Here is a 13,344-nt window from a genome sequence, read left to right as displayed (position 1 = left end):
ACGGCGCACCTTTTCGCTTACTGCGCGATCAAGGTGCGTCTTGTGCACTTGCTCCTTGACCTCTCCAAAATTATAGGCCGCTTATCTCCCAACCAGCAGGAAAGCGGCACTCTCCCATGCAGAAGCTTCACCTTGTAATGGGCGGCCGGGTCAAGGATCCGCGCAGCCTCGAATTCACCGACCTCAAGGCTCTCGACCTTGTCGGTGTCTATCCCGATTTCGCCGAGGCCCAGAATGCCTGGAAATCGGCAGCGCAGCGCACCGTCGACGATGCCGAGATGAAGTACGTGATCGTGCATCTTCATCGCCTGCTCGAGCCGGAACTGCCGGCAGCCTGAGCAGCGGAAACGAAAAAGGCCGGCGGAAACGCCGGCCTTTTTCTTTATCCTGAAGCGGAGAGGATCAGATGAATTCGATCTTCTGCACCAAGTAGAACTTGTCACCCGAGGGGACGGTCACTTCGATCTCTTCCTCGACCTTGCGGCCGATCAGCGCCTTGCCGAGCGGCGAGTTGTAGCTGATGCGGCCGACCTTCGCGTCCGCTTCGTAAGGGCCGACGATCTGGTACTTCACCGGCTTCTCATCATCGTCGAGAAGGGTGATGGTGGCGCCAAAGATGATCTTGTCGCCCGACAACGTCGCGGGATCGATGATCTGCGCGCGCGTGATCTTATCCTCGAGGTCGGCGATGGTCGCCTCGACCTGGCCCTGGCGCTCCTTGGCGGCGTGGTACTCGGCGTTTTCCGAAAGATCGCCGTGGGCACGCGCTTCCTCGATGGCGTCGACGATGAGCGGACGCTCATCGCGCAGCGCCTTGAGGTCCGCGGTCATCCGCTCGTAACCTTCCGCGAGCATCGGCAGCTTTTCGACACTTGCCATTCTAATTCATTTCCTCCTGCGGCCTTCCCCCAAAGGTCTTGCGACTAATTTCCTGTCCCCGCCCTAGGCGGGCGGGGCCGATCTGCTGCGATGTGGGGGAAGGCAAATCGATTTCAGCTATAGTAGTCCTGCAACGATCGCACTTCAAGTTTGCTCCCGCGAATTGTCGCGATCGCCTCCGCCGCAGCGACACTGGCCGCCGCCGTGGTGAAGATCGAAACCTTGCCGGTCAGCGCCGAGGCGCGGATCGACTGGGAGTCCACCAGGCTTTGCCAGCCTTCGGTGGTGTTGAAGATCAGCGCGATCTCGCCATCGACGATCTTGTCGACGATATGCGGACGGCCCTCGGCTACCTTGTTGACGAGATCGACCTGCAGGCCCGCTTCGGCCAGGTACTTCTGCGTGCCACTGGTGGCAAGGATGCGGAAGCCCTGCTCGATCAGCGTCTTCACCGCAGGCAGGATCACCGGCTTGTCGCTGTCCTTGACCGAGACGAACACGGTGCCCTCCACCGGCAGCTTCATGCCGGCGCCAAGCTGCGCCTTGCCGAAGGCGCGGGCAAAATCGCTATCGATTCCCATGACTTCGCCGGTGGACTTCATCTCGGGGCTGAGCACCGGATCGACGCCGGGGAAGCGGTTGAAGGGGAACACGGCTTCCTTGACCGCCATGTACGGCAGGTCGCGCTTGAACGGCGGGAAGGTGTCCAGCTTCTCGCCCGCCATGACGCGCGCAGCGATCTTGGCGACCGGCTGGCCCAGCGCCTTGGCGACGAACGGCACCGTGCGCGAGGCCCGCGGGTTGACCTCGATGAGGTAGACCTCGCCGTCCTTCACCGCGAACTGGATGTTCATCAGGCCCTTGACGTTGAGGCCGAACGCCAGCTTTTCGGCCTGACGCTCCATCTCGGCGATGATCTCGGGCGGCAGGCTGTAAGGCGGCAGGGTACAGGCGCTGTCGCCCGAGTGGATGCCCGCTTCCTCGATGTGCTGCATGACGCCTGCCACGACGACGCGCTCGCCGTCGCACAGGGCATCGACGTCGCACTCGATGGCGTCGCGCAGGTACTGGTCGATGAGGACCGGGCTGTCGCCCGAGACCTGCACGGCGGTGGTGATGTAGTCGTCGAGCTGCTGCTCGCTGTCGACGATCTCCATCGCGCGGCCGCCCAGCACGTAGCTGGGGCGCATCAGCACCGGGTAGCCGATGCGATTGGCGACGTTCACCGCCTCGTCGCGGCTGCGGGCGATGCCGTTGGCGGGCTGCTTGAGGCCCAGCTTGTCGACGAGCGCCGAGAACCGCTCGCGGTCTTCGGCAAGGTCGATCGCGTCGGGCGAGGTGCCCAGGATCGGAATGCCCTCGTCTTCCAGCGCCTGCGCCAGCTTGAGCGGGGTCTGGCCGCCGAACTGCACCAGCACGCCGACGAGTTCGCCGCTCTGCTGTTCCACGCGCAGGATTTCCAGCACGTCCTCGGCAGTCAGCGGCTCGAAGTAGAGACGGTCCGAGGTGTCGTAGTCGGTCGAAACCGTCTCGGGGTTGCAGTTGACCATGATGGTCTCGTACCCGGCTTCGGACAAGGCGAAGCAGGCGTGGACGCAGCAGTAGTCGAACTCGATGCCCTGCCCGATCCGGTTCGGACCGCCGCCGAGGATCACGATCTTCTTGCGGTCGGACGGCATGGCCTCGTCCTCGGGCTCGCCGAAGATCGGGGCCTCGTAGGTCGAGTACATGTAGGGCGTCACCGCCTCGAACTCGGCGGCGCAGCTGTCGATGCGCTTGAAAACGGGGACGACGCCCAGCTTGCGGCGAAGCTGGCGCACTTCCTTCTCGCTGGTGGCACCCGCCATGGCGCGCAGCGCGTCATGCAGCAGGCCCGAGCGCTTGGCCTGGGTCTCGCCCAGACCGCCCGCGACGCCGACCGAACGCACCGCCAGCGTGGCAAGGCGCTTGTCGGAGAAGCCCATGGCCTTGAGCTTGCGCATGCCCGCCGCATCGTTGGGCAGACCTTCGGCGAGGATCTTGGTTTCCTCGGCGATGATCTCCTCGATGTGGCGCAGGAACCACTTGTCGTAGTGGGCGATCGCGTGGATCTCGTCCACGGTGAAGCCTTCGCGGAACGCCTGCGCGGCGTGCAGCAGGCGTTCCGGCGTGGCGCGCGAAAGAGCGGCGGTGATGACGTCACGGCCAGCGCCTTCCAGCGCGGGCACGCGGTTGAAGCCGTCAAGGCCGGTTTCGAGGCCGCGCAGGGCCTTCTGCATCGATTCCTTGATGTTGCGGCCGATCGCCATGACTTCGCCGACCGACTTCATCGCGGTGGTGAGGTCGTTCTTGGCGCCCTTGAACTTCTCGAAGGCGAAGCGCGGGATCTTGGTGACGACGTAGTCGATGGTCGGCTCGAACGCGGCGGGCGTCGCGCCGGTGATCTCGTTCATGATCTCGTCGAGCGTGTAGCCGACCGCCAGCTTGGCGGCGACGCGCGCGATCGGGAAGCCGGTGGCCTTCGAGGCCAGCGCCGAGGAACGCGACACGCGCGGGTTCATCTCGATGACGATCAGGCGGCCGTCCTTGGGGTTCACCGCGAACTGGACGTTGGAACCGCCAGTCTCGACGCCGATCTCGCGCAGCACCTCGATCGAGGCGTTGCGCATGATCTGGTATTCCTTGTCGGTCAGCGTCAGCGCCGGGGCGACGGTGATCGAGTCGCCCGTGTGGACGCCCATCGGATCGACGTTCTCAATCGAGCAGATGATGATGCAGTTGTCATGGCGGTCGCGCACGACCTCCATCTCGTATTCCTTCCAGCCGAGCAGCGATTCCTCGATCAGCACTTCGGTGGTCGGCGAGGCATCGAGACCCGAGCGCACGATCGCCTCGAACTCGGCCTTGTTGTAGGCGATGCCGCCGCCGGTGCCACCCATCGTGAAGCTGGGGCGGATGATCGAGGGCAGACCGGTGCGCTCAAGCACCGCGAAAGCCTCGTCCAAGGTATGCGCCACGCCCGAACGCGCCGAGTTGAGGCCGATTTTGTCCATCGCGTCGCGGAAGCGCTGGCGATCCTCGGCTTTGTCGATCGCGTCGGCGTCGGCGCCGATCATCTGGACGCCGAACTTCTCCAGCGTGCCGTCGTTGAACAGTGCCAGCGCGCAGTTGAGCGCGGTCTGGCCGCCCATCGTCGGGAGCACCGCATCGGGCCGCTCCTTCTCGATGATGCGCGCGACGACCTCGGGGGTGATCGGCTCCACGTAAGTGGCGTCGGCCATGTCCGGGTCGGTCATGATCGTGGCGGGGTTCGAGTTCACCAGGATCACCCGGTAACCGTCCTCCTTCAGCGCCTTGATCGCCTGAGTGCCCGAATAGTCGAACTCGCAGGCCTGACCAATGATGATGGGCCCCGCGCCGATTACGAGGATCGAGGAGATGTCGGTGCGCTTTGGCATGGGCTTTCCTGGGTGTCCTGTGTGTCTTGTAATGCGACCCGGTGGCTTATGCCACCAGATCGCCGAAAGCCTTTTCCCAATAGTCGGGATCGGCTTTCGCGTTCTGGATGATGGGGTTGGCGTCCTGCTCCGCGCGAATGACTTCGCGAAAGCGGTCGGCCTGGAACTGGTGCATCGAGCCGCCGTACTCGCCCTGGTTGGTCGACCAGGCGCCCGTCTCGATCATGCGATCGATGAAGGCCTTGCCGGCTTCCTTGGAGTGCTTGCGCACTTTCGGGCCGAACTTGCGGACGGCGACGGAGACCTTGTCCTCGAAGATGAGCTGAAGCTCGCCGTAAGGATAGAAGCGCGGCGCGACCGAGAGTTCGGACGCCGGCCCGGCGACGTAGTAGGCGATCATGTGGTCGATCAGAGCGGACATTGCGCTAGTCATTTCAGGCACCTTCTTTGTTATGAGGTGCCTGGATGCATAGGCAATCCGCCGGGCCGGGTCGAAAGCTCCCTTGGCCGCACCGGCAATCATCGCCGATGCGTGGGACGGCGCGAACACCGCCAAGGGAGCCTGACCCGCTGCGACCATCAGCCGAGCATACCCACGAACTTCTCGAACAGGTAGAAGCTGTCCTGCGGGCCGGGGCTCGCCTCGGGGTGGTACTGGACGCCGAAAGCGCGCTTGCCCTTGATCGCGATGCCGCAGTTGGTGCCGTCGAACAGCGAGACGTGGGTTTCCTCGACATTGTCCGGCAGGCAGGTGTTGTCCACCGCAAAGCCGTGGTTCATCGAGGTGATCTCGACCACGCCGTCGGCATGGCGCTTGACCGGATGGTTGGCGCCGCGATGGCCCTGGAACATCTTGGCTGTCTTCGCGCCCGCTGCGATGCCGAGCATCTGGTGACCGAGGCAGATGCCGAAGACCGGCATGTCACGCTCCAGCAGCGCCGCGATCACGGGCACGGCATAAGCGCCGGTCGCCGCCGGGTCGCCGGGGCCGTTCGAGAGGAACACGCCAGCGGGTTCGAGCGACAGGATGGTTTCCAGCGAAGCCTCGGCCGGAACCACGGTGACGCGCGCGCCAGCCTTCACGAGATTGCGGAAAATGTTGTCCTTGGCGCCGTAGTCGATCGCGACGACGTGCGGGCGGGTCTCGCCGTCGGCAGTGCCGTAGCCCTCACCGAGTGTCCAAGTCGAGCCTTCCCAGCCCTGCTGGATTTCGCGGCTGACCAGCTTGGCAAGGTCCATGCCTTCGAGGCCCGGCCATCCCTGCGCCCGCTTGATGAGCGCGGGGATGTCGAAGTTGCCTTCGGGATCATGGGCGATGACGGCGTTGGGCGCGCCTGCGCTGCGGATACGGCGGGTCAGCGCTCGGGTATCGACGCCCGAGAGGCCAACCTTGCCCTTGCTCGCCAGCCACTCGCCGTAGCCGCCTGCGGAGCGGAAGTTCGAAGGCAGCGTCACGTCCTCGCGGACGACGCAGCCGACGGCACCATCGACCAGCGATTCGAGGTCTTCCTCGTTCACGCCGACATTGCCGATGTGCGGGAAAGTGAAAGTGACGATCTGGCCCGCATAGGACGGGTCGGTCATGACTTCCTGGTAGCCGGTCATCGCGGTGTTGAAGCAGACTTCACCCACGGACTCTCCGACATGACCGAAACCACGTCCCCAAACGACGTGTCCGTCGCTGAGAACCAGAACGCCCGTTGCCCCTTCGGGTTTGGGCGCAAGCGAAGATGCGGCGTCGGCCATGGTGGGTCGCTCCGTTGACGGCGTTTCTAACGTTGTGTGCTAAGACGCGGCCGCTAGAGAGGGTTGTGCACCGCGTCAAGGTGTGGGGGTGCAATTTGGGCGCACACGTGCAAATCGGCGCGCAGGTTGCTAGCTTTGCCACACGCACCACCCCGTTCACTCAGTTCATTTGCAGGAAAACCCATGCTTCGTGATTCGATCAAGGCCGCGCAGATCACCGCCATGAAGGCTGGTGAGAAGCAGCGCCTCGCCACTGTCCGCCTCATCCTTGCAAAGATCAAGGACCGCGACATCGAACTGCGCACCGCCGACACCGTGCCCGACGACGATGCGCTGGTGATCGACGTGCTGCAGAAGATGGTGAAGCAGCGCCGCGAGATCGATCACCCTGTTCGAGCAGGGCGGCCGCCCCGAAAAGGCCGCCGAGGAACAGGCCGAGCTGGAAGTGATCGAAACCTTCCTCCCCGCCCAGTTGTCCGAGGAAGAAACCATGGCCGCCATCGAGGCGATCAAGGCCGAAACCGGCGCATCGGGCATGAAGGACATGGGCAAGGTCATGGGCGAACTGAAGGCCCGCCACGGCACCGTGCTCGACATGACCAAGGCGAGCGGCTGGGTGAAGGCGGCGCTGGCCTGATTTGCTGACAGGCGGCAGGTCTCGTGCTCACCCCTCAATGGCTCGACCAGCTCCGGTCCCGCACCGCGCTTTCCGCGCTGATCGGCCGCTCCGTGCGGCTGCAGAAGGCGGGGCGCGAACACCGGGCCTGCTGCCCTTTCCATAACGAGAACTCGCCCAGCTTCTACGTCAACGACGAGAAGGGGTTCTACCACTGCTTCGGCTGCGGCGCGCATGGCGATGCGATCCGCTGGATGACCGATCATCAGGGCCTCGCCTTCATGGACGCGGTCAAGGACCTGGCGGCCGAGGCCGGGATGGACGTCCCCGCACCCGATCCGCAGATGGCCCGCGCGGCGGAGAAGCGCGACAGCCTGCACGACGTGATGGCCGCCGCGCAGGAGTGGTTCAAGGCCAGCCTGTCCGGCGCAGAAGGCGCGGCGGCGCGCGCCTATCTCGCCACGCGCGGATTCGATGCGCATACCGTGCAGCGCTTTGGCTTCGGCTATGCGCCCGAGGGGCGGCAGGCGCTGAAAGAGGCCCTCTCCCGCTTCCCCGAAGCCATGCTGATCGAGGCAGGCCTGCGCATCGCGGTGGAGGAGCGCGATCCCTACGACCGGTTCCGCGGCCGCCTGATGCTCCCCATCGAGGATGCGCGCGGCCGGGTCATCGCCTTCGGTGGCCGCATCCTCACCAAGGGCAAGACCGATGCGCCCAAGTACCTCAACTCGCCTGATACCCCGCTGTTCGACAAGGGCCGCACGCTCTACAACCTGCACCGCGCCGCGCCCGCCGCGCGCCAGTCGGGGCGGATCGTGGTGGTCGAGGGCTACATGGACGTCATCGCGCTGGCCGCCGCCGGGATCGCCGATGCCGTCGCGCCGCTGGGCACTGCGCTGACCGAGCACCAGATCGAGATGCTCTGGCGCCATGTCGAGACGCCGACCCTGTGCTTCGACGGCGACGCCGCCGGCCAGCGCGCGGCGATGCGCGCGATCACCCGTGCGCTGCCGCTGCTGCGCCCTGCCCACTCCCTGCAGATCGTCCGCCTGCCCGAGGGGCTGGACCCCGACGACCTCATCAAGCAGCGCGGCTCCCGCGCGATGGAGGACATTCTCGGCGAGGCGAAGTCCCTCGTCGAAGTGCTGTGGGAGGCCGAGCGCGACGCCGTGCCGCTCAACACGCCCGAGGACAAGGCCGGTCTCAAGGCCCGTTTGATGGCCCACGTCGAGACGATCCAGCACCCCGACATCGCCGGACTTTACCGCCGCGAACTGCAGGACCGCTATTCCGAATTCGCCTTCCCGCGCCGGGAGAATCGCTGGCAACAGGGTGGAGGGCAAGGTGGTGGCGGAAACTTCCAGCCCCGCCAGAACCAGCGCGGAAGCGGCAAGTGGAACGGCAAGCCGAGCCCTGCCCCTCCTCGCCCGAATCGATCGAGCGCCTGAACACCCGATTCGCAGGCGCAGGCACCCGCGATGCGCTCTCCGCCGCGATCATCGCCGGGCTCATTCGCTGGCCCGCGCAACTTGCGCGCCACGCGGAAGCGCTCGCCCGCACCCCCGGTCTCGATCCGCGCTTCGAGACACTGGTGGACTGCTGCGGCGCCGCAGACGCGCTTGAAACCGAGGTTCTCGCCACCATATTGCGAGACAACGGCCTGGTGCAACCCAAGGCCGCCGAGTACGCAGGGCTTAGATTCGGCTTCCTGATTCCCGAAACGAGCGAGGAACAGGCGGCAGCCGAACTGGCCCAGGCGATCGACCTCCTCGTCGAGCGACCAGTACTCGAAGCGGCACTGGCAAAAGCAACGGCGCGGTTCAGATCAGAGCTTTCCGACTCGGCATTCGCCGAACAGCAGCGACTGCTGAAGAGAAAGCTGGAATTCGATAGCCGTCTCAGGCAAATGGCAACCAGACATGCGTCGTGATTGTATAATTATACAAGGTTTACGGACCCCAGGTTTATGCACTCACGACGGCACGGGATAACGGCGAACTGATGAGCAAGAACGACACCAACGGCGCGGACAACGAGGGTACGGACGCACCGCTGATCGACCTCAACGAAGGTTCGATCAAGAAGCTGATCGCGCGCGCCAAGCGCCGCGGTGTCATCACTTATGACGAACTGAACGAGGCGCTGCCTCAGGACATGTCCTCGGACCAGATCGAGGACATCACCTCGGCTCTGAACGAGATGGGCGTCAACATCGTCGACAACGACGAGGATGCCGAAAGCCAGGAAAACGACGACCGCGATTCGGAAGACGATAACGACGACAGCGAAGGCGATGAAGTCTCGCCGCGCGTCAACGTCGATCCCGCGAAGAAGAAGGAAACGGTCGAGCGCACCGACGACCCGGTGCGCATGTACCTGCGCGAGATGGGCGCGGTCGAGCTGCTCAGCCGCGAGGGCGAAATCGCCATCGCCAAGCGCATCGAAGCAGGCCGCGACATGATGATCCTGGGCCTGTGCGAGAGCCCGATCACTTTCCACGCCATTATCCAGTGGTCCGAAGCGCTCAACAACGGCGAGATGCAGCTGCGTGAGATCCTAGATCTCGACGCGATGCTTTCGAAGGAGCCCGCGCCCGAAGCCCTGAGCGAGGACGGCGAGAGCGAGGACGACGGCGAAATCAGCGAGAAGACCGCCGGTCCCTCGTTCAAGGACGACGATTCCGACGACGAGGACAACTCCGAGGAACTCGACGAGGACGGCAACCCGATTCCCAAGCGTCAGGCCGAGGAAGAGGAAGAAGACAACACCCTCTCGCTCGCGCAGATGGAAGCGGCCCTCAAGCCGGAAGCGCTTGAGAAGTTCCTGCTGATCACCGAACTGTTCCAGACTTTCGAGCGCCTGCAGCGCGATCGTCTGGAAGCGCTGGCGCTGGGCATCGATTTCCCGGCCGCCAAGGAAGACCAGTACCAGCAGCTTCGTGAAGACCTCACGGCGCAGGTGGAATCGGTCAAGTTCCACGCGACCAAGATCGAATATCTGGTCGATAACCTCTACGCATTCAACCGTCGCCTGACGACGCTGGGCGGGCAAATGCTGCGTCTGGCTGAGCGTCACAAGGTGAAGCGCACCGACTTCCTCGAATCCTACGTCGGCCGCGAGCTGGACGATACGTGGATCACGGACGTCGCCAAGAAGGACAAGAAGTGGGCTGCCTTCGCCGAGAACGAAGCCGACCCCGTCGAGCGTATCCGTCTGGAAGTCTCGGACATCGCCGCCGCCACCGGCATGGCGCTCCCCGAGTTCCGCCGCATCGTCAACATGGTCCAGAAGGCGGAGCGTGAAGCACGCATCGCCAAGAAGGAAATGGTCGAGGCGAACCTGCGTCTGGTGATCTCGATCGCCAAGAAGTACACCAACCGCGGTCTGCAGTTCCTGGATCTCATCCAGGAAGGCAACATCGGTCTGATGAAGGCGGTCGACAAGTTCGAGTACCGCCGCGGCTACAAGTTCTCGACGTACGCGACCTGGTGGATCAGGCAGGCGATCACGCGCTCGATCGCGGATCAGGCCCGCACGATCCGTATCCCGGTCCACATGATCGAGACGATCAACAAGCTGGTGCGCACCAGCCGTCAGTTCCTCCACGAGCAGGGCCGCGAGCCCACGCCCGAGGAAATGGCCGAGCGTCTGTCGATGCCGCTCGAGAAGGTGCGCAAGGTGATGAAGATCGCCAAGGAGCCGATCAGCCTCGAAACGCCGATCGGCGACGAGGAGGATTCGCACCTCGGAGACTTCATCGAGGACAAGAACGCGATCATTCCCGTGGACGCGGCAATCCAGGCGAACCTCAAGGAAACGGTCACCCGCGTCCTCGCCTCGCTCACTCCGCGTGAGGAGCGCGTGCTGCGCATGCGCTTCGGTATCGGCATGAACACCGATCACACGCTGGAGGAAGTCGGCCAGCAGTTCTCGGTGACGCGCGAACGTATCCGCCAGATCGAGGCCAAGGCGCTGCGCAAGCTCAAGCACCCGAGCCGGTCGCGCAAGATGCGCTCGTTCCTGGACCAGTAAGAGAAAGCCCCGCCTCAGCGGGGCTTTTTTATTACCTCATCACTTTTATTACCTCGTCATTGCGAGCGAAGCGAAGCAATCCAGAGCCGCGCAATCCGCCCTTGATTGCTTCGCTCCGCTCGCAATGACGATGAGGGTTTGTCCCCGGCAGCAAACACCTTACCGCCGGCATTCCCCGGAGGCGATCACGCGGAAGCCTTCGGCCTTGGCCATGCAGGCATTGCTGAAAGTCTGGCGGTGCCGCCGCTTTTCCGCGCAGACGGGCATGTATTCGCGCGTGCAGATCGCAGGCTTTTCCGGGCGAGGACGATGCGGCCGATCCGGCCCGGGCATCGTTTCCAGACACCCTGCGAGAACCAGCACCCCTGCGAGGCTCAATGCGCGCATGACGGTCAGCTTCATGGCAATCCCCTTGTTCCGGCCTTATCGATCCAGCCTTTTCAGCCCAGTGTATCGAGAGCCGGAACTTGCGCCCTCGAACTTGCCCTTGCAAGCATCAAGCGGTTGAAACATCCAAATGCGCTGCGAAATTGCCCGCATGGCGCCATGGGCGATCTGAACGCGGTGCCCACAAGACTCGCAATATGGCAAAGCCGCGACTAAGGGAGCCGCAAACGAGATCCCTCGCAGGCAGGAAGCACCTCTCCCATGCGTATCGCGATCGCATCCGACCACGCCGCCGTCGACCTCAAGGCGACTTTGCGCGAATACCTCATCGAGGCCGGCCACGAAGTCGCCGACCTCGGCCCCGAAACCACCGACCGCGTCGACTACCCCGACTATGGCTACAAGCTGGCCTCGGTCGTCGCCGACGGCACCGTGCAGTTCGGCGTCGCGCTTTGCGGCTCGGGCATCGGCATCTCGATCGCCGTCAACCGCGATCCCGCCTGCCGCTGCGCGCTGGTGGGCGAGCCGCTTTCGGCCGCCCTCGCCCGCGAGCACAACGACGCCAACGTCATCGCCATGGGCGCACGCCTGACCGGCGAGGACATGGCCAAGGCCTGCCTCGACGCTTTCCTCTCCACCGAGTTCGGCGGCGGCCGCCATGCAGGCCGCGTCGAAAAGCTCTCCAATCCGTCCTTCTGAAGGAGCCAAGAACCATGACTGTAGAAACCGCCATCCGTTCACCCGGCTTCTTCACCGACACGATCGCCCAGAGCGACCCCGCCGTCGCTGCCGCGATCGGCCATGAACTGAAGCGCGAGCGCAAGCAGATCGAGCTGATCGCCTCGGAGAACATCGTCTCCAAGGCCGTGCTCGAGGCGCAAGGCTCGGTGCTGACCAACAAGTACGCCGAGGGCTACCCCGGCAAGCGCTACTACCAGGGCTGCGAGCCTTCGGACGAAGTCGAAACCCTCGCCATCGAGCGCGCCAAGCAGTTGTTCGACTGCGGTTTCGCCAACGTCCAGCCCCACTCGGGCGCGCAGGCCAACGGTGCGGTCCTGCTCGCCACCGTCAAGCCCGGCGACACCGTCATGGGCATGAGCCTCGACGCGGGTGGCCACCTCACCCACGGCGCCAAGGCCGCACTGTCGGGCAAGTGGTTCAACGCCGTGCAGTACGGCGTGACCAAGGACACCCACCTGATCGACTATGACCAGGTCGAGGCGCTGGCCCGCGAGCACAACCCCAAGCTGATCATCGCGGGCGGCTCGGCCTATCCGCGTATCATCGACTTCAAGCGCATGCGCGAGATCGCCGATGCCGTCGGCGCCATCTTCCAGGTCGACATGGCGCACTTCGCAGGGCTGGTAGCGGCCGGTCTGCACCCTCGCCGTTCCCGCATGCGCACATCGCCACCACCACCACGCACAAGACCCTGCGCGGTCCGCGCGGCGGCATGATCCTCACCAACGACGAGGCGCTGGCCAAGAAGATCAACTCGGCGGTGTTCCCCGGCCTTCAGGGCGGCCCGCTGATGCACGTCGTCGCCGCCAAGGCCGTCGCCTTCGGTGAAGCGCTGCGTCCCGAGTTCAAGGACTACGCCGCGCGCGTGATCGAGAACGCGCAGGTTCTGGCAGCCACCCTCAAGGAGCGCGGCGCCGCGATCGTCTCGGGCGGCACCGACACGCACCTCGCGCTGATCGACCTCTCGCCGCTGGGCGTCACCGGCAAGGACGCCGACGAGGCGCTGGAGCGTGCGGGCATCACCTGCAACAAGAACGGCATCCCGTTCGACCCGCTGCCGCCGATGAAGACCAGCGGCATCCGCGTGGGTTCGCCCGCCGGCACCACCCGCGGTTTCGGCCCCGAGGAATTCCGCGAGATCGGCAACATGGTCGCCGACGTTCTCGACGGTCTTGCCAAGTGCGGCGAAGCAGGTGACGCTCAGGTGGAGCAGAACGTTCGCACGCGCGTTGAAGCGCTGTGTGATCGTTTCCCCATCTACGAGGACTAAGTCTATGACCGACCCGCAGCGCCCCCAGAACTCCGGCCATTTCGTCAGCGATGCCCGCGAGGAACTCGCCGGAATGCTCAAGGATGGCATGGCCCATCCCTCGACCAAGCCGGTTCTGATCTGGGGCGCTGCGGGCGCGGTTGCTGGCGCGTTCCTGCCTTTCGTCTCCATCGGCCTCGGGCTGGCGGCGGGCGCGGGGTACAAGTTCTACAAGCGCGTCCGTCCTGAATGAAAGT

9 protein-coding genes and 3 pseudogenes are annotated in these 13,344 nt (G+C 64.5%); 7 read left to right on the top strand and 5 right to left on the bottom strand.

What is annotated here, in order from left to right:
• Positions 1-116: 116 nt before the first annotated feature.
• On the top strand, positions 117-338 hold the full coding sequence (locus tag KZO24_RS06055) for a DUF4170 domain-containing protein (RefSeq protein WP_008828705.1): 222 nt from the start codon (positions 117-119) through the stop codon (positions 336-338).
• A 64-nt stretch (positions 339-402) separates the two neighbouring features.
• Here KZO24_RS06055 and greA read toward each other — a convergent pair whose 3' ends face one another.
• From greA to carA, 4 genes are all read right to left on the bottom strand, one after another.
• The gene (gene greA, locus KZO24_RS06050) at positions 403-879 is read right to left on the bottom strand and encodes a transcription elongation factor GreA (protein ID WP_008828706.1); all 477 of its coding nucleotides are present in this window, start codon (positions 877-879) and stop codon (positions 403-405) included.
• 113 nt (positions 880-992) lie between these two features.
• Entirely contained in the window at positions 993-4,316 is a 3,324-nt protein-coding gene (carB, locus tag KZO24_RS06045) for a carbamoyl-phosphate synthase large subunit (protein WP_271183276.1), read from the bottom strand.
• A 46-nt stretch (positions 4,317-4,362) separates the two neighbouring features.
• A complete protein-coding gene (locus tag KZO24_RS06040; RefSeq protein WP_271183275.1) occupies positions 4,363-4,749 on the bottom strand; it encodes a hypothetical protein in 387 nt (128 codons plus the stop codon).
• A gap of 146 nt (positions 4,750-4,895) precedes the next feature.
• On the bottom strand, positions 4,896-6,062 hold the full coding sequence (carA, locus tag KZO24_RS06035; protein WP_271183274.1) for a glutamine-hydrolyzing carbamoyl-phosphate synthase small subunit: 1,167 nt from the start codon (positions 6,060-6,062) through the stop codon (positions 4,896-4,898).
• Positions 6,063-6,245: 183 nt separating this feature from the next.
• Between carA and KZO24_RS06030 the strand changes: the two are divergent.
• The 3 genes and pseudogenes from KZO24_RS06030 (at position 6,246) to rpoD (ending at position 10,710) form a co-directional block, all read left to right on the top strand.
• Positions 6,246-6,699: pseudogene (locus tag KZO24_RS06030) on the top strand (GatB/YqeY domain-containing protein).
• 23 nt (positions 6,700-6,722) lie between these two features.
• Positions 6,723-8,608 (top strand): annotated as a pseudogene (gene dnaG, locus KZO24_RS06025) (DNA primase).
• Between the two features lie 71 nt (positions 8,609-8,679).
• Entirely contained in the window at positions 8,680-10,710 is a 2,031-nt protein-coding gene (gene rpoD, locus KZO24_RS06020) for an RNA polymerase sigma factor RpoD (RefSeq protein WP_211149989.1), read from the top strand.
• 159 nt (positions 10,711-10,869) lie between these two features.
• Here rpoD and KZO24_RS06015 read toward each other — a convergent pair whose 3' ends face one another.
• Entirely contained in the window at positions 10,870-11,112 is a 243-nt protein-coding gene (locus KZO24_RS06015; protein ID WP_271183271.1) for a hypothetical protein, read from the bottom strand.
• Between the two features lie 246 nt (positions 11,113-11,358).
• Here KZO24_RS06015 and rpiB point away from each other — a divergent pair, with 246 nt between their 5' ends.
• The 3 genes and pseudogenes from rpiB to KZO24_RS06000 all read left to right on the top strand — a co-directional run bounded on the left by rpiB (position 11,359) and on the right by KZO24_RS06000 (position 13,340).
• Positions 11,359-11,796, top strand: coding sequence for a ribose 5-phosphate isomerase B (rpiB, locus tag KZO24_RS06010; RefSeq protein ID WP_271183270.1), 438 nt, complete (start codon positions 11,359-11,361; stop codon positions 11,794-11,796).
• Positions 11,797-11,810: 14 nt separating this feature from the next.
• Positions 11,811-13,108: pseudogene (gene glyA / locus KZO24_RS06005) on the top strand (serine hydroxymethyltransferase).
• 4 nt (positions 13,109-13,112) lie between these two features.
• Complete coding sequence (locus tag KZO24_RS06000) at positions 13,113-13,340, top strand: hypothetical protein (protein WP_008831227.1); 228 nt, start codon at positions 13,113-13,115, stop codon at positions 13,338-13,340.
• The last annotated feature ends 4 nt before the right edge of the window (positions 13,341-13,344 follow it).

It is taken from the genome of Novosphingobium sp. NFX11, assembly GCF_057376415.1.
Note: the sequence above shows the minus strand (reverse complement) of the source record. Positions and strands in the feature narration are given on the sequence as shown.